17 protein-coding genes are annotated in these 18,079 nt (G+C 61.9%); 14 read left to right on the top strand and 3 right to left on the bottom strand.

Annotated features, from left to right (window positions below):
• Nucleotides 1–93: 93 nt before the first annotated feature.
• On the top strand, nucleotides 94–1,995 hold the full coding sequence (locus NUH19_RS00780) for a M13 family metallopeptidase (protein WP_262314653.1): 1,902 nt from the start codon (nucleotides 94–96) through the stop codon (nucleotides 1,993–1,995).
• Nucleotides 1,996–2,087: 92 nt separating this feature from the next.
• Here NUH19_RS00780 and nrdH read toward each other — a convergent pair whose 3' ends face one another.
• A complete protein-coding gene (gene nrdH / locus NUH19_RS00775) occupies nucleotides 2,088–2,318 on the bottom strand; it encodes a glutaredoxin-like protein NrdH (RefSeq protein ID WP_262314652.1) in 231 nt (76 codons plus the stop codon).
• A 178-nt stretch (nucleotides 2,319–2,496) separates the two neighbouring features.
• Here nrdH and NUH19_RS00770 point away from each other — a divergent pair, with 178 nt between their 5' ends.
• Nucleotides 2,497–2,823 carry a hypothetical protein gene (locus tag NUH19_RS00770; RefSeq protein WP_262314651.1) on the top strand — a complete coding sequence of 109 codons (327 nt, stop codon included), beginning with the start codon at nucleotides 2,497–2,499 and terminating at the stop codon, nucleotides 2,821–2,823.
• Here the strand turns inward: NUH19_RS00770 and cls are convergent.
• Nucleotides 2,820–4,274: a cardiolipin synthase gene (gene cls / locus NUH19_RS00765; protein ID WP_262314650.1), complete on the bottom strand. Its 1,455-nt coding sequence runs from the start codon at nucleotides 4,272–4,274 to the stop codon at nucleotides 2,820–2,822. The two genes, NUH19_RS00770 and cls, sit on opposite strands and share 4 nt — an antisense overlap.
• 88 nt (nucleotides 4,275–4,362) lie before the next feature.
• Between cls and NUH19_RS00760 the strand changes: the two genes are divergently transcribed.
• Entirely contained in the window at nucleotides 4,363–4,965 is a 603-nt protein-coding gene (locus NUH19_RS00760; protein WP_262314649.1) for a nitroreductase family protein, read from the top strand.
• A gap of 41 nt (nucleotides 4,966–5,006) precedes the next feature.
• Here the strand turns inward: NUH19_RS00760 and NUH19_RS00755 are convergent, their stop codons facing one another.
• Nucleotides 5,007–5,399 carry a ribonuclease HI family protein gene (locus tag NUH19_RS00755; RefSeq protein ID WP_262314648.1) on the bottom strand — a complete coding sequence of 131 codons (393 nt, stop codon included), beginning with the start codon at nucleotides 5,397–5,399 and terminating at the stop codon, nucleotides 5,007–5,009.
• Between the two features lie 149 nt (nucleotides 5,400–5,548).
• On the opposite strand from NUH19_RS00755, the gene NUH19_RS00750 reads away from it, so the two are divergent.
• From NUH19_RS00750 to carB, 11 genes are all read left to right on the top strand, one after another.
• Nucleotides 5,549–5,977, top strand: coding sequence for an EbsA family protein (locus NUH19_RS00750; RefSeq protein WP_262314647.1), 429 nt, complete (start codon nucleotides 5,549–5,551; stop codon nucleotides 5,975–5,977).
• A complete protein-coding gene (locus tag NUH19_RS00745; protein WP_262314646.1) occupies nucleotides 5,970–7,643 on the top strand; it encodes a formate--tetrahydrofolate ligase in 1,674 nt (557 codons plus the stop codon). The genes NUH19_RS00750 and NUH19_RS00745 overlap by 8 nt, the downstream gene beginning before the upstream one ends.
• A complete protein-coding gene (locus tag NUH19_RS00740) occupies nucleotides 7,615–8,226 on the top strand; it encodes a uracil-DNA glycosylase (RefSeq protein ID WP_262314645.1) in 612 nt (203 codons plus the stop codon). The genes NUH19_RS00745 and NUH19_RS00740 overlap by 29 nt, the downstream gene beginning before the upstream one ends.
• Nucleotides 8,226–8,678: a signal peptidase II gene (lspA, locus tag NUH19_RS00735; protein ID WP_262314895.1), complete on the top strand. Its 453-nt coding sequence runs from the start codon at nucleotides 8,226–8,228 to the stop codon at nucleotides 8,676–8,678. Before NUH19_RS00740 ends, lspA begins: the two co-directional genes overlap by 1 nt.
• Entirely contained in the window at nucleotides 8,675–9,592 is a 918-nt protein-coding gene (locus tag NUH19_RS00730; RefSeq protein ID WP_262314644.1) for an RluA family pseudouridine synthase, read from the top strand. The genes lspA and NUH19_RS00730 overlap by 4 nt, the downstream gene beginning before the upstream one ends.
• Nucleotides 9,593–9,762: 170 nt before the next feature.
• Nucleotides 9,763–10,305: a bifunctional pyr operon transcriptional regulator/uracil phosphoribosyltransferase PyrR gene (gene pyrR, locus NUH19_RS00725; RefSeq protein WP_262314643.1), complete on the top strand. Its 543-nt coding sequence runs from the start codon at nucleotides 9,763–9,765 to the stop codon at nucleotides 10,303–10,305.
• Between the two features lie 2 nt (nucleotides 10,306–10,307).
• Nucleotides 10,308–11,594 (top strand): uracil-xanthine permease family protein, encoded by a 1,287-nt coding sequence (locus NUH19_RS00720; RefSeq protein WP_262314642.1) that lies wholly within the window; start codon nucleotides 10,308–10,310, stop codon nucleotides 11,592–11,594.
• Between the two features lies 1 nt (nucleotide 11,595).
• Nucleotides 11,596–12,501, top strand: a complete 906-nt coding sequence (locus NUH19_RS00715) for an aspartate carbamoyltransferase catalytic subunit (protein ID WP_262314641.1) — start codon at nucleotides 11,596–11,598, stop codon at nucleotides 12,499–12,501.
• A gap of 25 nt (nucleotides 12,502–12,526) precedes the next feature.
• Complete coding sequence (locus NUH19_RS00710; RefSeq protein ID WP_262314640.1) at nucleotides 12,527–13,807, top strand: dihydroorotase; 1,281 nt, start codon at nucleotides 12,527–12,529, stop codon at nucleotides 13,805–13,807.
• Entirely contained in the window at nucleotides 13,804–14,889 is a 1,086-nt protein-coding gene (locus NUH19_RS00705) for a carbamoyl phosphate synthase small subunit (RefSeq protein WP_262314639.1), read from the top strand. Before NUH19_RS00710 ends, NUH19_RS00705 begins: the two co-directional genes overlap by 4 nt.
• Nucleotides 14,882–18,061 carry a carbamoyl-phosphate synthase large subunit gene (carB, locus tag NUH19_RS00700; protein ID WP_262314638.1) on the top strand — a complete coding sequence of 1,060 codons (3,180 nt, stop codon included), beginning with the start codon at nucleotides 14,882–14,884 and terminating at the stop codon, nucleotides 18,059–18,061. The genes NUH19_RS00705 and carB overlap by 8 nt, the downstream gene beginning before the upstream one ends.
• The last annotated feature ends 18 nt before the right edge of the window (nucleotides 18,062–18,079 follow it).

Raw genomic sequence — 18,079 nt, 5'->3', positions numbered from 1 at the left:
TCACCCGCCGTTTTTGTGGTGCAAAAGCCCAGGCGTTGCGCTACAATGATGAGTATATTAAATGCTGGTGAGAATCAGCGAAAGGGGTTCATTATGGCACAAGACACACCGCGTTACCAAGATGATCTGTACGAAGCCGTCAACGGCGAGTGGGAGAAAACGGCGGTCATCGCCCCGGACAAGTCCCGCACCGGGGGCTTCAGCGACCTGGCCGATGGGGTTGAAGACCAGCTGATGGCCGACTTCAAGGCCGTGGCCGATGGTAGCAAACCGGCACCTGATCCGTACTTTGCTCAGGCGGTCAAGCTGTACCAAAAAGCCTTGGACTTCACGACCCGAGACGCCGCTGGCATCAAGCCGGCGCTGGATCGCCTCGCGGTGTTGAACGCCACCAGCGACCTGGCCGCGTTCAACGCCAAGGCCGGTGACTTGGAGCTCAGCTTGTTCCCGCTGCCGTTTTCCGGCGGCGTTGAGCCCGACATGAAGGACACCAGCCGCAATTTGTATCAGATTTCCGGCCCCAGCACCATCTTGCCGGATACGACCTACTACGCGGAAGGCAACGAGCAGGGCCAAGCCCTGCTGAAGACCTGGACGGACATGAGCCAACAGGTGCTGGCCCAAACCGACCTCAGCGCGGCCGATCAGGCGACCTACCTGAAAGACGCGCTGAGCTTCGACCGCGAAATCGCCAAGCACGTCAAGAGCTCCGAGGAGTGGGCGGATTACCCAAAGGCCTACAACCCGCAGTCCTTCTCGGCGGTGGCCGCGCAGTTCGGCGCCTTCGACTTCGCTGCGTTTGTCGAAGAGGTGCTGCCGGCAAAGCCCGAGACCATCATCGTTCAAGACCCGCGCTTCCTGAAGGAGTTCACGCAGCTTTTCTCCGCGGCGACCTTTGATCAGTACAAGCACTGGGCTTATGTCACCGAGCTGATCAGCCTGACCGGCTACCTGAGCGAGGACCTGCGGCAGCTCGGCGGTACCTTCGGCCGGGCGCTGTCCGGTAGCCCAGAGGAGCCGAGCCAGATTAAGCACGCCTACCGCCTGGCCAACCGCTTCTTCTCCGAGCCAATCGGGATTTACTACGGTCAGACTTACTTCGGCGAAACCGCCAAGGCGGACGTGATTGCGCTGGTCGAGAAGATGATTGCAACCTACAAGCGCCGCTTGACCAACTCCAGCTGGTTGTCTGACTCCACCAAGGCCAAGGCCGTGGTGAAGCTCGACACCATGGTGCTTAAAATGGGATACCCGGACAAGGTGCAGGCGGTTTACGACCTGCTGAAGGTCGGCGATGGCGATCTGCTCAGCACCGCCATCGGACTTTCGACAACCCGCAACCAATACAACCTCGATCAGCTGACCCAACCGGTCGACCGCACGATTTGGGTGATGCCAGGGCACTTGGTCAACGCCTGCTACGATCCGTCGCGCAACGACATCACGTTCCCGGCCGCGATTTTGCAGGCGCCGTTCTACTCACTTGACCAAACTGCCAGCCAGAACCTCGGCGGCATCGGCGCGGTGATTGCGCATGAGATCTCGCACGGCTTCGACAACAACGGGGCCCAGTTCGACGAGTTCGGTAACCTCAAGGACTGGTGGCAGCCGGCCGATTACGCCCACTTTAAGGACCTGACCCAAGCGATGATCGACGAATTCGATGGCCTGGAAACTGAGGCCGGCAAGGCGAACGGTAAGCTGATCGTGTCCGAAAACATCGCGGATGCCGGCGGCCTGGCCGCGGCACTGGAAACGGCGCAGGGGCTGGAGGACTGCGATCTGCAGGCCTTCTTCATCAATTGGTCCCGCATCTGGCGGCAAAAGGCTCGCCTGGAGTTGCAAAAGATGTTCTTGGCCGTCGACGTTCACGCCCCGGCCAAGCTCCGTGCCAACGTGCAGCCGCAAAACCTCGAGGCCTGGTACCAGGCCTTCGATGTGAAGCCAGGGGACGGCATGTACCTGGCGCCGGACAAGCGCATCACAATTTGGTAAACCACGACAACGCAAACGGCCGTCTTCTTCGGAAGGCGGCCGTTTTTTGGCCCGTAAAACAAAAAAAGCCGCCACAAGGGCGGCACCAGGGTTCAGACGGCCAGCTGCTTCAGGGCCTCTGGTCGAAAGCCTGCGATCGGTTCAATGCCTGGGGCCTCAAGCACCGGCACGGCCTGGAAACCCTGGCCCTTCAGGTAGCTGATGTACTCCGGCTCGTCGTTGATGTTGTGTTCCGTGAACGGAATGTTGTGCGTCTTCAGGTAGTTCTTGGTCATGCGGCACTGGGGGCAGCCGTTCTTGGTGAATACGGTAATGTTGGACATGCGGGTCACTCTTTTCGCTTTTTCTAGTAGCCCAAGCATACAACGCCTGGTGGCGGCTGTCAATCCCATGCCCCAATATCTTGGGGTGACGGCGACGGAGGCAAAAAAACACGCGGCGCCCGGCCAAACCGCTATACTAGAGGTGGCCCAATCGCCACACAAAAAGGAGGAAGCGTTCATGAAGGCAGACAAGCACATGGATCAAGAAGCAATCATCGATATGAACGAGCAGCTGGTGGATTACGCAGGTAAGCACGGGCTGGCGGTACCGGATCTGGCCCAGGCCCTCGCTCAGGCGGCCACACCGGCGCTGACGGGGCTTGACGCCTTGCTCAAGGACGGTGGGGTCGGCCGCAAGATATACGAAGACGTCGCCCAAGGCTACTTGGTTGACCGCTACCACCTGGCCGGCAGCGAGCTGGAGGCGGCCCACAAGAAGCTGATCGAGGCGGCGGTTGGCTACCTGGGTCAACACACCGCACAGCTGGACAACTGGCAGCGTTAAAGAATCGGCGACAGTAGCCGTGAGCCATACTGCTTGAAGCGCAGCCAGTGGCCTTGCGCAGCAATCATGGCCGGGGTCAGGCGAACCGAGTTGGCCAAGTCGGCCTCAAAGATGCGGGTGAGCTGACCGGCCACGCCGCGGTCGTAGATGAAGGCGTTGGCCTCGAAGTTGAGCTTGAAGCTGCGAATGTCGAAGTTCGCACTGCCGACACTGGCGATTTTGCCGTCGACCACCACGGTTTTGGCGTGAAGAAAGCCTTTTTGGTAGTGGTAGATGCGGACCCCGAAGCGGCTGAGGTAGTTGGCGTAGTATTGCGTCGCCCGGAAAATGAAGGGGTGATCGGGCATGTCCGGAATCATCACTCGCACGTCGATGCCGGCCAAGGCGGCGGTGATTAAGGCATCGATCACCGTGTCGTCGGGAATCAGGTAGGGGGTCTGGATCCACACCGACTTGGCGGCGCTTGTAATCATCTTGACGTAACCGTACTTGATCTGCTGCCCCTTGCTCTCCGGGCCGCTGGCGACAATCTGCATCGCCACCTTGCCGGGGGCGGCCGCGTCGCTGGCCGGCGCCACCAGGTTGTAGGGCTCCTCCCGGGCGTGGTCAACCGTGGCGTTCCAGTCCATCAAAAACTGCACCTTCAGCGCCAAAACGGTGTTGCCGCTGACGCGCAGGTGCGTGTCGCGCCAAAAGCCGAACTTCGGCTTGCGTGAGACGTACTGGTCGCCGACGTTGAACCCGCCGATGTAGCCGATGCGATCATCCACCACCACGATTTTGCGGTGCAACCGGTAATTCAGGCGAAAGTCCAAGAACAGGTGACGGGAGGAAAAGTAGGTTTCCACCTGGCCGCCGGCCTCGGTGAGTGGCCGCCACCACTTGGCGCTGGCGCCTTGGCTGCCCCAGGCGTCGTACAGCACCAGCACCTTGACGCCTTGCTGTGCCTTTCGGACCAGCAGGCGCTGCAGCGCGTTGCCCAGTTCGTCGTTGTAAATGGTGTAGTACTCGACAAAGACGTGGTCGGTGGCGGCCTCAATGTCTTGGAACAAGGCGGCGAACTTGGCCGCCCCATCGGTGTAGATCCCTACGGCGTTGTCGCTGAGCAACGGCGCCCCGTCCGTGTTGAGAAACAGCGTGGTCAGCTCTTTGGACGCCTGCGACAAAGCGGCGGGTGGCAGGAGCTGATTTTTGTCGTTCTCGCGCTTTTGCAGCTGGACGAAGGCGTCGATCCCTTTGCGGTACTCGGCTTGGATCGCCTGCATCTTGCGGGCGGACAAGCCGCGACCGGCGAAGAGGTAGATGCCAAACCCAAGCACCGGCAAGAAGATGAGCACCAATAGCCAGGCCCAAGTGGTCGAAATGTCGCGCACCTCGCGTAGCACTGTGAAAATCGCGCCGGCCGTGTTCAGCACCAAGACGGCGACGACAAGCGTTGAAATAATCGACATGAGTTCCTCCCATTTTCGCGAAAAAGGTCTTTACTTACTATTTGTTAGCTGATACACTAAGGTCATTCGAAAAAAAGGAGCTCTCATTATGACTAACGACCTGTTGACCTTACTGAACCAACGCCGCACCATCTACGCCCTGGGCAAGGACGTCACCCTCGCCGACGACGAAATCGTGACTCTGGCCACCGACCTGATTCAGGCGACGCCATCCGCCTTCAACTCGCAGACGGTTCGTGCCGTCTTCCTGTTCGGCGCCAAGCACGACCAGCTGTGGGACATCGTGATCAAGCGCCTGAAGTCGGAAGTGCCGACCGAGGCCGCCTACGAGAACACCAAGAAGAAGATCAACAGCTTCAAGGCCGGACATGGGACAATCTTGTACTTCACCGACACCGCCAAGGTTCACCAGCTGGAGCAAGACTTCACCCTTTACGCCGACAACTTCGCCACCTGGGCGGAGCAAGCACAGGGGTCCAGCCAACTGAACGTCTGGACGGGGTTGGCCAACCACGGCATCGGCGCCTCGCTTCAGCACTACAACCCGCTGATCGACACGCTGGTTCAAGAGGCCTTCGACATTCCGGCCACCTGGCAGCTGCGGGCCGAAATGCCGTTCGGCTCCATCGAGGCCCCGGCCGGCGACAAGGACACGATGGCCAAGGCCGATCAGTTCAAGGTTTTGAAGTAATGCTTAGGCCGCGCTGCCGCGCGGCTTTTTTTGCGGTTCAGCTACAAATCACGCTCTGCTTGGCGCAGCCCTTGCTGGGCCAGGGCATGCGCGTGGTTTTGCCGGTCTGGAACCCACTGCCACAGCAGCAGGTCAAAGCGCGGCACCAGAGCCTCAAGCTGGGCTACGGCCGCCCCGTAGTGCTTGGCGTAGCGCTTGTCTAGCGCATCGATCACGATTTTGGCGTCGCTGTACAGCGTCACCGCCCCGGTTTGACCGGTTTCAATCAGCTGGGTCAGCCCGGTGATGGCGGCGCAAAATTCCGCCTCGTGGTTGGACATCACGCCGATGGCCGCGTGGTACTGGGTTGCCTGGCCGTTGACAACGGCGAGAATGCCAATGCCACTGGGACCGGGATTGCCCTTGGTCGCCGCATCTGTGTAGAGTTTGAGCATAAGACACCTTCCTTGCCCTCATTATACGCCAGTGTGGGAGGCGGCGGCCAATCGGCCTGACTGCGCCAATTCCGAACGCTGACGGCGGTGGCGAAGGGCGATGGCGCGTGTTACTATATAATCAAACAAGTGGCCAAGGAAGTGTTCGTGTGAGCGAAAAACGTTTTTGTGTCCAGCCGGATTGGCTGGACTTCAGCATTTTTTGGGCGCTGATTGTCAGCGGCGTCGCGTTGGCGGTGATCGTCCAAATGGAGATTGTCGGCTACGGCATTCCGCACCCGTTGCCGACCGTCATGCTGGTGCTGGTGTTGGTGCTGGCCGTCGCGCAGCTGCAACGAGCCCGGTTAATTGTCGGGCCCGACCGCATCACCGTGCGGCGGCTGTCGCCGGCCAACACGCTGCACTTCGCCCCGGCGGATCTGCAGGCGGTCACGACCACGCGCAACACGATCAGCCTGACCACGCGGCAGTACGGCTGCATCAAGCTGGTGCGACTGGGACGGGTGGCGCCGCTTGAGGCGGCACTTGAATCAGCGCTGGGCGGGGTCAGCCCGCGGAAAGGAGCCTCACATGTCTGACATTGAGATTGCACAGGAGAACGAACGCACCACCATGCGGCCGATTCAAGAAATCGGGGCGGCAGTTGGCCTACAGCCCGACGAGCTGGAACCGTACGGCCGGGCCAAGGCCAAGCTCAGCCTGGCGGCCCTGCGGCGGCTGCGCAACCAACCGCTGGGCAAGCTGGTCTTGGTGACCTCAATCAACCCGACGCCGGCCGGGGAAGGCAAGTCTACCGTCACCATCGGGCTGGGCGACGCCTTGAACCTGCGCGGCCAAAAGACGGTGATTGCGCTGCGCGAACCGTCGCTCGGACCGGTGATGGGTATGAAGGGCGGCGCGACCGGTGGCGGGTACTCGCAGGTGGTGCCGATGGAGGACATCAACCTGCACTTCACCGGCGACATGCATGCCCTGACCACTGCGGTCGACACGCTCGCCGCCTTGATCGATAACCACCTGCAACAGGGCAACGCCTTGAACCTCGACCCGCGCCGCATCACCTGGCGCCGGGTGCTTGACATCAACGACCGCGCCTTGCGCCACGTCACCATCGGCCAGGGGGGCCCAACCAACGGGGTGCCGCGCGAAACCGAGTTTGACATCACCGTCGCCAGCGAGCTGATGGCCGTTCTCTGCTTGGCCGAAGACATCAAGGACCTCAAGGCGCGAATCGGCCGCATCGTGATCGGCTACACCTACGATCGCACCCCGGTGACCGTCGCTGACCTCAACGTCACCGGCGCGATTGCGATGCTGCTCAAAGACGCGATCAAGCCAAACCTCGTGCAGACGCTAGCTCACACGCCGACTTTGATCCACGGCGGACCCTTTGCGAACATTGCGCACGGCTGCAACTCTGTTTTGGCCACCCGCACCGCGCTTGAGCTCGGCGACATCGCGCTGACCGAGGCCGGGTTCGGCGCCGACCTTGGGGCCGAGAAGTTCCTGGACATCAAGGTGCCGGTGCTGGGCAAAACCCCGGATGCAATCGTGATTGTCGCCACCGTTCGCGCCCTCAAGTACAACGGCGGCCAACCGCTCAAGACGCTGACCGAAGAGAATCGCACAGCGCTTGCGGCGGGCTTTGCCAACTTGGCTAAGCACGTCGCCAACATGAGGCGCTACCAGGTGCCCGTTTTGGTCGCCATCAACCGCTTTGCCACCGACACCGATGCGGAGCTGGCCGATCTAGTGGCCCTGTGCGAGCAGCTCGGTGTCCGGGCGGTCTCGGCCGATGTCTGGGGCCAAGGTGGCCAAGGCGCCTTGGCCCTGGCCGATGCGCTGACTACGGCACTACGAGAGCCTGCGACCTTCACGCCGCTTTACGATCCCGCCGCGGCGGTGAAGGACAAGATTGCGACGATTGTCACCCAAATTTACGGGGGTGCGGCGGTCAGCTACGATCACAAGGCGGAGTTGGCGATCAAGACCATCGTCAAAAACGGCTGGGCGAACTTGCCGATCTGCATGGCCAAGACCCAATACTCGCTGTCCGACGACCCCAAAGCCCTGGGGGCCCCGAGCGGCTTCACCATTCATGTGCGTGACATCACGCCGCGCCTGGGCGCCGGCTTCCTGGTGGTGATGACCGGTAGCGTCTTGACGATGCCCGGACTGCCCAAGGTCCCGGCGGCCATGCGCATGGATCTGTCCGATGACGGCGTTATTTCCGGCCTGTTCTGAGGCCGCGCTGGCTCAGGCAGCCGCCCAAGTGTTCCCGGCCACGCAGGGCTTCGTGCCGGGCCGCGGTCCCCAACAACCGCGCTTGATTCTGGTCGGTGAGGCCCCGGGAGAGACCGAGGTCGCATCCGGGCGTCCCTTCACCGGCCGGGCCGGCGCCAAGCTAGACCTGATGCTGGCCGCGCTGGGCCTGACCCGGGCAGACGTCTTCATCACCATGACCTTTCACCGCCGGCCGGTGCGACTCAAGGGGGCCAAGCTGGTCAACCGGCCGCCGACCAAGGCCGAAATGCTGGCCGATCCGCTGTTGGACTGGGACCTGGCGGCGCTACCCGAGCCGCCGGTGCTGTTGATGGGGAACACGGCGCTGTGGCGGCTGTATCACGGCCGCGTCAGCGACTGGCATGGGCGCGTGCTGACCGCTTCGCTCAGCCGCATTGTTGACGGCCAACTGGTCGCCGGGCCGGTCCGTCGCTTTGGCGTCGTCGCCCATCCGGCCGCCTTGCTATACCGCACTCAGACGCAGACCGAAACGCTGGCCGACTTGGTCGCGCTTCGGCAACCCTTACTGGAGGCAACGTTGTGATCGTTATTTACCTTGTTTTCGCCGCCGTCATGGTCGGCCTGGACCAGTGGGTCAAGGCCTGGGTGATCGCCCACCTCGCCATTGATCAGACGGTTCGCTTCATCCCCGGGGTGGTGTCGTTGACCCACATCAAAAACACCGGGGCCGCCTTTTCGATTCTGGAGGGCCAGCAGTGGTTCTTCTACCTGATCACGGTGGTGTCTTTGGGCATCGTCTGGTACCTGTGGAAGGATGCCGGCCGAAGCAAGTTCTACCAGATCGGGCTGGCGCTGATTTTGGCCGGAACCATCGGCAACGTGATCGATCGCCTGCGCTTCCAGGAGGTGACCGACATGTTTCAGCTGGACTTCATGAACTTTGCGATTTTCAACGTCGCCGACGCCTGCCTGACCGTCGGTGTGATCATGGTGATGATCTACCTGTTGTTCATTGAAGGGCGGCAGCGCCGATGACGACCTTCACCGTGACGGACCAAAGCGGCCGCCTGGATAAGGTCCTCGCGACGCAGCTGGCGGATCTGACGCGTTCGCAGGCCGCCAAGTGGCTGGATCAAGGTCACGTGACGGTCAACGGCCAGGTGGTTCCCGCCAAGTACAAGGTTCACCCAGGCGATGTGGTGGTCATCACACCACCGACGCCGGTGCCGCTTGAGGCGGTGGCCCAGACGATGGCCTTGGACATCGTCTACGAAGACGACACGGTGCTGGTGGTCAACAAGCCGCAGGGGCTGGTGGTTCACCCGGCGCCGGGCCATCCGGATCACACGCTGGTCAACGGCCTGCTGGCCCATGCGGATTTCTCCGCCATCAACGACGTGATTCGCCCGGGCATCGTTCACCGCATCGACAAAGACACCTCAGGGCTCTTGATGGTCGCCAAAACGCCGCAGGCTCAGCTGGCCCTGAGTAGCCAGCTCAAGGCCAAGACCACGATTCGCGAGTACTGGGCGATTGTTCACGGCCGCTTCGCCGAAACCAGCGGCACCATCGACGCGCCGCTTGGCCGCGACCCCAAGGACCGCAAGCGCCAGGCCGTGGTGGCCAACGGCCGTCACGCGGTCACGCACTTCACGGTTCTCGAGCAGTTTGCGCGTTACGCGCTGATCAAGTGTGTGCTTGAAACCGGACGCACCCACCAAATTCGCGTTCACATGGCCTACATCAACCACCCGGTGGCCGGCGACCCGCTGTACGCGCCGCGGGTGACGCTGCCCGGGGCTGGGCAGTTCCTTCACGCCCGAACGCTGGGGTTTGTGCATCCGGTCACCGGCAAGCTGATGACCTTCAGCCAGGAAGTGCCACCGCTTTTTGCCCGAACACTGGCCGATCTGCGAGCAGGCATTGACAAAACCACCAAGATACGCTAAAGTTAATCCAACTTAACAAGCACCTTTAACTAAGTCCAGAGAGGCTTAGAAGGTAACGGTCCCGCCGCGGCGGGAGACTAGGTTTCGACTCACGGTCGCCTTCTACACCCATACTGGATGCAGGAGGCGATTTTTTTTGCGCCGCGAGGGCTTTTGAAAGGATGGACAACATGGCAAAACAAGTGGTAGATGAGGTCACCATGCAACGCGCCTTGACGCGCATCACCTACGAGATCATCGAACAAAACAAGCAGCTGGACGCCTTGGTGCTGGTCGGCATCAAGACCCGCGGGATTTACCTGGCCAACCGCATTGCGGCGCGGCTCAACCAGTTGGAGGGCCTGCAGGTACCGGTGGGGGAGCTTGACATCCGCCTGTACCGCGACGACGTTCACAAGGCGGATTACCGCGAGCTGCCAGATGTGACGGGGAGCAAGCTGCCGGTCTCGATCACCGACAAGCACGTGATTTTGGTCGATGACGTGATTTTCACCGGCCGCACGATTCGCGCCGCCCTCGACGCCTTGATGGACCAGGGCCGCCCACAGAAAATTAGCCTGGCGGTGCTGGTCGACCGCGGCCACCGCGAGCTGCCGATTCGCCCGGACTTCGTGGGGAAGAACATCCCGACGTCACGGCACGAGGAAATCAACGTCGCGGTCAAGGAAATCGACGGCCACGACGGCATCAGCATCGGTCAATTGGAGGACTAAGCATGGCATACCGCAATGAAGACGCAGTTTTAGACATTCACGACCGGCCGAGTTTCGGCCACTGGGTTGGCTTGTCGATCCAGCACCTGTTTGCGATGTTCGGCTCGACGGTGCTGGTGCCGATCCTGGTCGGCCTGGACCCAAGCATCGCGCTGTTTTCAAGCGGGGTGGGGACGCTGATCTACATCCTGATCACCCGCGGTAAGATTCCGGCCTACATGGGCTCTAGCTTCTCGTTCATCATCGTGATGCAGTCGCTGATGAAGGGCTTCGGCTACCCGGCCATCGCCCAAGGCACCATCGCGGTCGGCTGCGTCTACCTGCTGGTCGCCCTGATTGTCAACTTTGCTGGCTCCGGCTGGATTGATAAGGCCCTGCCGCCCATCGTCGTCGGGCCAATCGTCATGGTGATCGGCCTGTCCTTGGCCGGCACCGCAGCCACCGACGCGACCATGCGTGCCGTCAGCGCCACCAAGAGCGTCTACGACCTGCGCCACTTCGCCGTCGCAATCATCACGCTGGCCGCCACCATCATCTACAACATGTACCTCAAGAAGTTCATCAGCCTGCTGCCGATCCTTCTGGGGCTGGTCACTGGCTACCTGGTCGCCATCGCCTTTGGCCTGGTCGACTTCACCCCGGTGGCCAACGCCGCCTGGTTCTCACTGCCGGCCTTCCAGATTCCGTTCATCAGCTACCACCCGCAATTCTACTGGGGCGCAATCATTTCCATGGCGCCAATCGCCTTTGTCACCATGACCGAACACATGGGTCACATCATGGTCCTCGATGAGATGACGCACCGCAACTTCTTCAAAGATCCGGGCCTCAACCACACGCTGGCCGGGGACGGGACCGCGTCGATCATCGCCGGCTTCGTTGGGGGGCCCCCGGTCACCTCGTACGGCGAAAACATCGGCGTGATGGCGATGACCCGCGTTCACAGCGTCTACGTGCTGGGCGGGGCGGCCTTTTTCGCCATCCTGTTCGCCTTCATCGGCAAGTTGTCGGCCCTGATTCACACCATCCCCAGTCCGGTGATCGGCGGCATTTCCTTCCTGCTGTTCGGGGTCATCGCCTCCAACGGCCTGAAGGTCCTGATTGACAACAAAACCGACTTCGGCAAGAAGCGCAACCTGATGATCGGCGCCACCATCTTGGTCATCGGCATCGGCAACGCGACGCTTCAGCTCGGCAAGTTCACCTTCAGCGGCTTGGCCTTGGCCACCGTCATCGGCATCATCTTGAACTTTGTCCTGCCGGAACACGCGGCCAACGAGGAGGCGTAACGTGACAACACTTCACGATTTTGTGTCGGCCGATCAGGTCACCCCGGTTCTGGCGGCGGCGCTGATCAGCCGGGCCCGTGAGCTCGAGGCCGGCGCAACGCCGCACCTGACCACGCCGTACTACGCGGCCAACCTGTTTTTTGAAAACAGCACCCGCACCCACACGAGCTTTGAGATGGCCGAACGCAGGCTCGGCATGACCACCTTGCCCTTCGACCCCAAGCAAAGCTCGGTCACCAAGGGCGAGACCCTGAGCGACACGCTTCGCACCCTGGCCGCCATCGGCGTTCAGGTGGCGGTCGTGCGGCACCCGGAAGACGCCTACTACGCGCCGCTTTTGGCCGAACACCTGCCACTGCACCTAATCAACGCCGGCGACGGCGCCGGTCAGCACCCGTCGCAGATGATGCTGGACCTGATGACCATTCAGGCCGAGTTCGGTCACTTCGCCGGCCTGAAGGTGGGCATCGTGGGGGACCTGAGCCATTCCCGCGTCGCGCATTCCGATATGACCATGCTGACCAAGCTCGGCGCGACTGTCATGTTCGGCGGCCCGGCCGAGTGGTACACCCCGGAGTTTGCGGCGGTGGGACCGCACCTCAGTATGGCCGAGCTGGTGCCGCAAGTCGACGTCTTGATGTTGCTGCGCGTTCAGCTGGAACGCCTGAGCGGGACCGAGAGCAGCGGCTTTGCCCCCGCGGCCTACCACGCCCAGTACGGACTCACCGAGGCGCTGTATCAGAAACTCGGCGACCAGGCGATCATCATGCACCCGGCGCCGGTCAACCGCGGCGTCGAGCTGGCCTCAAGCCTGGTGACGGCGCCCAAGAGCCGGATTTTCACGCAGATGCACAACGGGGTCTTCATGCGCATGGCCATGCTCGAGCTGGTTTGCGCCGGCGACTAACTTGTCACGCAGAAAGGAAGAACACATGAACACGTTAATCAAAAATGCGATTGTGGCCGACCGCCACATTTTCAAGGGCGACATCCTGATTCAGGATGGGCGCATCACCGCCTTGGGCGAACACCTGCCGACCCCGGTCGGGGCCAAGGTGATTGACGCCGCCGGGGCCACCGTGATGCCCGGCCTGGTGGATGTGCATGTACACTTCCGCGAACCCGGTTTCACCGCCAAGGAAACCATCCGCACCGGGGCGGCCGCGGCTGCTCACGGCGGCTTCACCACCGTCTGCGCCATGCCCAACCTGAACCCGGTCCCGGATAACGTCGCGACCTTGAGCCAACTGGTCGCCAAGAACCGCAGCGACGCGGCCATTCACGTCCAGCAGTTCGCCGCAATCACCAAGGGCTTAAAATCCACCGACCTACTGGATTACGCCGCGATGCACCAGGCTGGTGCGTTGGGCTTTTCCAACGATGGCGTGGGGGTCCAAGACGCGGCGACGATGTATCAGGCGATGAAAGGCGCCGCCGCGGTTGACGCCCCAATCGTTGCGCACATCGAAGACGCCGGGCTGGCCAACCACGGGGTGATCAATCAGGGGCCCAAGGCCAAGGCGCTGGGTCTGCCCGGCATCAACCACGTGAGCGAATCCGCCCAGCTGGCACGTGACCTCACGCTGGCCGAGGCCACCGGCGTTCACTACCACGCCTGCCACGTCTCCACCAAGCAAAGCGTCGAGCTGATTCGCGACGCCAAGGCGCGAGGCGTTCACGTCACCGCGGAGGCCACCCCGCACCACTTGCTGCTGGACGACGGCCACATTCCCGGCGACGACCCGATGTTCAAAATGAACCCGCCGTTGCGGTCCGAGGCCGACCGGCTGGCGCTGATGGATGGGCTGCGCGATGGCACCATCGACATGATTGCCACGGATCATGCGCCACACACTGCGGCGGAGAAAAGCGGCTCGTTTTTGACCGCGGCCTTTGGCATCGTGGGGCTGGAAACCGCCTTTGCGCTGCTTTACACCAGCTTCGTTCGCTCGGGCTGGTGCAGCCTGAAGGACCTGATCGGCTGGATGAGCACCAAGCCGGCCGATGCCTTCGGGCTCAGCGCCGGGCGCATTAGCATCGGGGCCCCGGCCGATTTGACCATCATGGACCTGGATACCGCCTACCAGATTGACCCGACGGCGTTCTTGTCGCTGGGCCACAACACACCGTTTGCCGGTCGCACGGTTTACGGCTCGGTGCTGTGGACGCTGGTTGACGGTGACGTGGCCTACCAAAAGGAGGACAAGGCGTGAAACGCTACTTAATTCTTGAAGACGGCAGCGTCTTTGCGGGTGAGGGCTTCGGTGCCCCAACCGTGACTACTGGCGAAATCGTGTTCAACACCGGCATGAGCGGCTACCAAGAAACCATCACCGATCAAAGCTACAACGGCCAGATCATCGCCTTCACCTACCCCCTGATCGGCAACGCCGGCATCAACCGCGACGACTACGAAAGCATCAATCCAACTACCAAGGGCGTGGTGGTGCGAGAGGTCGCTCGGGTGACCGGCAACTGGCGCTCCCAAATGAGCCTCGACGACTTCCTGCGCCGCAAGAAGATTCCCGGCATCGCAGGCATCGATACTCGGGCCTTGACCCGCATTCTGCGCGAGGCTGGGACCATGAAGGCCAGTATCGTCGATGCGGCCGACGACCACGCTTTCGATCAGCTTCGCGCCCTAGTGCTGCCTAAGAACCAGGTGGCCCAGGTCGCGACGACCAAGGCCTTTCCGGCGCCTGGCACCGGCAAGAACGTGGCGGTGATCGACTTTGGCCTCAAGCACAGCATCTTGCGCGAGCTGTCGCGTCGCGAGTGCAACCTGACCATTCTGCCACCGACCATCACGGCCGCGGAGATTTTGGACCTGAACCCAGATGGGGTGATGCTGACCAATGGCCCCGGCGACCCGAAGGACGTGCCAGGGGCGTTGGACATGATTCGCGGCATTCAGGGCAAGATTCCGCTGTTCGGTATCTGCCTGGGCCACCAGTTGTTTGCGCTGGCCAACGGCGCCGACACCTTCAAGATGAAGTACGGCCACCGCGGGTTCAACCACCCGGTGCGGGAAATCGCCACCGGCCGCATCGACTTCACCAGCCAAAACCACGGCTATGCGGTGGATCCCGCGAGCATCGACCCGGATGTGCTGCTGGTCACCCACGAGGAGATCAACGATCACACCGTCGAGGGACTGCGCCACCGGCTTTACCCGGCCTTTTCGGTGCAGTTTCACCCGGATGCGGCGCCTGGGCCTCACGACGCCGACCACTTGTTCGACGAGTTCATGGAAATGATGGAAGAAAACGCACGGAAGGGAGCCGCTCATGCCTAAACGCCAAGACATCAAGAAAATCCTCGTTTTGGGGTCCGGGCCAATCATCATCGGTCAGGCCGCCGAGTTCGACTACTCCGGCACCCAGGCCTGCCTAGCGCTGAAGGAGGAGGGCTACGAAGTCGTCCTGGTCAACTCCAACCCTGCGACCATCATGACCGACACCGAAATCGCCGATAAGGTCTACATCGAGCCGCTGACGGTGGAATTTGTCAGTCAGATTCTGCGCAAGGAACTACCGGATGCGATTTTGCCGACCATCGGTGGCCAGATTGGCCTCAACCTGGCGATGAGCCTGGCCAACGCCGGCATTCTCGACGAGCTGCACATCGAGCTTTTGGGCACGAAGCTGACCGCTATCGACCAGGCCGAGGACCGCGAGCTGTTCAAGAACCTGATGCAGTCGCTCCACGAGCCGATTCCGGAATCCACCATTGCCCACTCCTATGAGGAGGCGGCGGCCTTCGCCGAGTCAATCGGCTACCCGGTCATCGTGCGGCCGGCCTTCACGATGGGCGGCACCGGCGGCGGCATCGCCAAGACCGCGGCGGAGCTTGCGGTCATCTGCGACAATGGCCTGACCCTGAGTCCGGTTCACCAGGTGCTGATCGAGCGCTCAATCGCCGGCTACAAGGAAATCGAGTTCGAGGTGATGCGCGACGCAGCCGACAACGCGATTGTGGTCTGCAACATGGAAAACTTCGACCCGGTCGGCGTTCACACCGGTGATTCCGTGGTGTTCGCCCCGGTGCAGACGCTGACCGATAAGGAGGTGCAGATGCTACGCGACGCCAGCCTCCGCATCATCCGGGCCCTGAAGATCGAAGGCGGCTGCAACGTGCAGCTGGCGCTTGATCCCAATTCCTTCAAGTACTACGTGATCGAGGTCAACCCACGGGTGTCGCGGTCCTCCGCGCTGGCCAGTAAGGCGACCGGTTACCCGATTGCGAAGATGGCGGCCAAGATCGCGGTGGGGCTGACGCTTGACGAGATCAAAAACCCGATCACCGACGCCACCTTTGCCGCCTTTGAACCGATGCTCGATTACGTCGTCGCCAAAATTCCGCGGTTTCCCTTCGACAAGTTCGAATCCGGCGACCGCACCCTGGGCACCCAGATGAAGGCGACCGGTGAGGTGATGGCAATTGGCCGCACCATCGAAGAGGCACTGCTCAAGGCGGTGCGGGGCCTAGAAGTCGGGGCCGTCCACCTGTGGCGAGCCGGGGATGCTGAGCTAACGGACGATGCCCTGACCGCCAAAATCATCACACCCAACGACGAGCGGCTCTTCTACCTGGCCGAGGCCTTCCGCCGCGGCTACACGATTGAAGAGCTCGGCGAGCTGTCCGGCATCAACCCGTTCTTCTTGGACAAGCTGCTGCACATCACCGAGCTTGAACGCCAACTGGGTGAGACCCCCGACGACTTGGCCCTGCTGCGGGTGGCCAAGACCAACGGCTTTGCCGATCAAACCATCGCGGCGCTGTGGCACACCACGGCGGATGCCGTTCGCGCCACCCGCAAGAAGGCCGGGCTGGTGCCAGTTTACAAGATGGTCGACACCTGCGCCGGGGAATTCGAAAGCGCGACGCCGTACTTTTACAGCACCTACGAATCCGAAACCGAGTCCCACAAGGACGGTCGCCCGAGCGTCTTAGTCCTGGGCTCGGGCCCGATTCGCATCGGCCAAGGCGTTGAGTTCGACTACGCGACGGTGCATTCGGTCAAGGCGATTCAAAAGGCCGGGTTCGAGGCCATCATCATGAACTCCAACCCAGAGACCGTCTCGACGGACTTCTCGATTTCAGACAAGCTCTACTTTGAGCCGCTGACCCTCGAGGATGTGCTGAACGTGATCGACCTCGAGCAGCCGCAAGGCGTGATCGTGCAGTTCGGCGGCCAAACCGCCATCAACTTGGCGGCACCGCTGGCCGCTCACGGGGTCAAAATCCTGGGTACCAGCCTGGACGATCTCGATGCCGCCGAGGATCGCGACCGCTTCGATGCCATCATTCGCGAGCTGGCGATTCCCCAGCCGGTGGGCGCCACGGCGACCACGAAGGCGGAGGCCATCGCCATCGGCAATCGCATCGGTTACCCCGTTTTGGTGCGGCCGAGCTACGTGCTCGGCGGTCGGGCGATGGAAATCGTGCATAGCGAAGCGGAGCTGGCCGGGTACATCGACCGCGCCGTCTCCGTATCCAACGACCACCCGGTGCTGGTCGACCAGTACCTGGTCGGCACCGAATGCGAGGTCGACGCGATCACCGATGGCACCACCGTGGTGATTCCCGGCGTGATGGAGCACATCGAACGCGCCGGGGTTCACTCCGGCGACTCGATGGCGGTCTACCCACCACAGGACTTCGGCCAAGACATCCTGGATCAGATCGAAAAGGCCACGCTGGCCCTCGCCAAGGCGCTGCACTGCATCGGCATCATGAACATTCAGTTCATCGTCAACCAGGGCAAGGTCTACGTGATCGAGGTCAACCCACGCGCCAGCCGCACCGTGCCATTTTTGAGCAAGGTCACCGGCATCTCGATGGCGCAGCTGGCAACCCAGGCCATTTTGGGACAGTCACTGGCGGCGTTGGGCTTTAAGTCCGGCATTCAGCCGCTGCGGCCCGGGGTCCACGTCAAGGCGCCGGTCTTCAGCTTCTCCAAGCTCAACGCGGTGGATTCGATGCTCGGCCCCGAGATGAAGTCGACCGGCGAAGTGATGGGCTCGGATGCCACGCTTGAAAAGGCGCTGTACAAGGCCTTTGAGGCCAGCAACACCCACCTGCCGAGCTACGGCACCGCACTGTTCACGGTGGCCGATGCCGACAAGCCCGAGGCAGTGGCCCTGGCCAAGCGCTTCCGCGAGGTCGGCTACCAGATCACCGCGACCAGCGGCACCGCCGCCGCCCTTGAAAAGGCCGGCGTGCTGGTCACCACCATCGCCAAGCTCGGCGAAAGCGGCAAGAACGCGATTCTCGATGCGATTGCCGACCACAAGCTGCAGCTGGTCATCAACACCACCAGCGCGGATCGCGCCACCACCAGCGATGGCTACCGCATTCGCCAGGCCGCCATCGCGCATGGGGTGCCACTGATGACCAGCCTCGACACCGCCAGCGCCATCGTGCGGGTCCTGGAGTCTCGCGCCTTCACCACCAAGGCGTTGTAGCCGGTGCCGACACTTTGA

Source organism: Lacticaseibacillus parakribbianus (assembly GCF_025490915.1).
GTDB classification, from domain to species: domain Bacteria; phylum Bacillota; class Bacilli; order Lactobacillales; family Lactobacillaceae; genus Lacticaseibacillus; species Lacticaseibacillus parakribbianus.
Note: the sequence above shows the minus strand (reverse complement) of the source record. Positions and strands in the feature narration are given on the sequence as shown.

Coding starts and splice junctions, on each gene's coding strand:
- NUH19_RS00780 (WP_262314653.1), top strand. CDS start 94: ATGGCACAAGACACACCGCGTTACCAAGATGATCTGTACGAAGCCGTC.
- NUH19_RS00770 (WP_262314651.1), top strand. CDS start 2,497: ATGAAGGCAGACAAGCACATGGATCAAGAAGCAATCATCGATATGAAC.
- carB (WP_262314638.1), top strand. CDS start 14,882: ATGCCTAAACGCCAAGACATCAAGAAAATCCTCGTTTTGGGGTCCGGG.
- NUH19_RS00730 (WP_262314644.1), top strand. CDS start 8,675: ATGACGACCTTCACCGTGACGGACCAAAGCGGCCGCCTGGATAAGGTC.
- NUH19_RS00755 (WP_262314648.1), bottom strand. CDS start 5,399: ATGCTCAAACTCTACACAGATGCGGCGACCAAGGGCAATCCCGGTCCC.
- nrdH (WP_262314652.1), bottom strand. CDS start 2,318: ATGTCCAACATTACCGTATTCACCAAGAACGGCTGCCCCCAGTGCCGC.
- NUH19_RS00740 (WP_262314645.1), top strand. CDS start 7,615: ATGACGGCGTTATTTCCGGCCTGTTCTGAGGCCGCGCTGGCTCAGGCA.
- NUH19_RS00720 (WP_262314642.1), top strand. CDS start 10,308: ATGGCATACCGCAATGAAGACGCAGTTTTAGACATTCACGACCGGCCG.
- NUH19_RS00760 (WP_262314649.1), top strand. CDS start 4,363: ATGACTAACGACCTGTTGACCTTACTGAACCAACGCCGCACCATCTAC.
- pyrR (WP_262314643.1), top strand. CDS start 9,763: ATGGCAAAACAAGTGGTAGATGAGGTCACCATGCAACGCGCCTTGACG.
- NUH19_RS00710 (WP_262314640.1), top strand. CDS start 12,527: ATGAACACGTTAATCAAAAATGCGATTGTGGCCGACCGCCACATTTTC.
- NUH19_RS00745 (WP_262314646.1), top strand. CDS start 5,970: ATGTCTGACATTGAGATTGCACAGGAGAACGAACGCACCACCATGCGG.
- cls (WP_262314650.1), bottom strand. CDS start 4,274: ATGTCGATTATTTCAACGCTTGTCGTCGCCGTCTTGGTGCTGAACACG.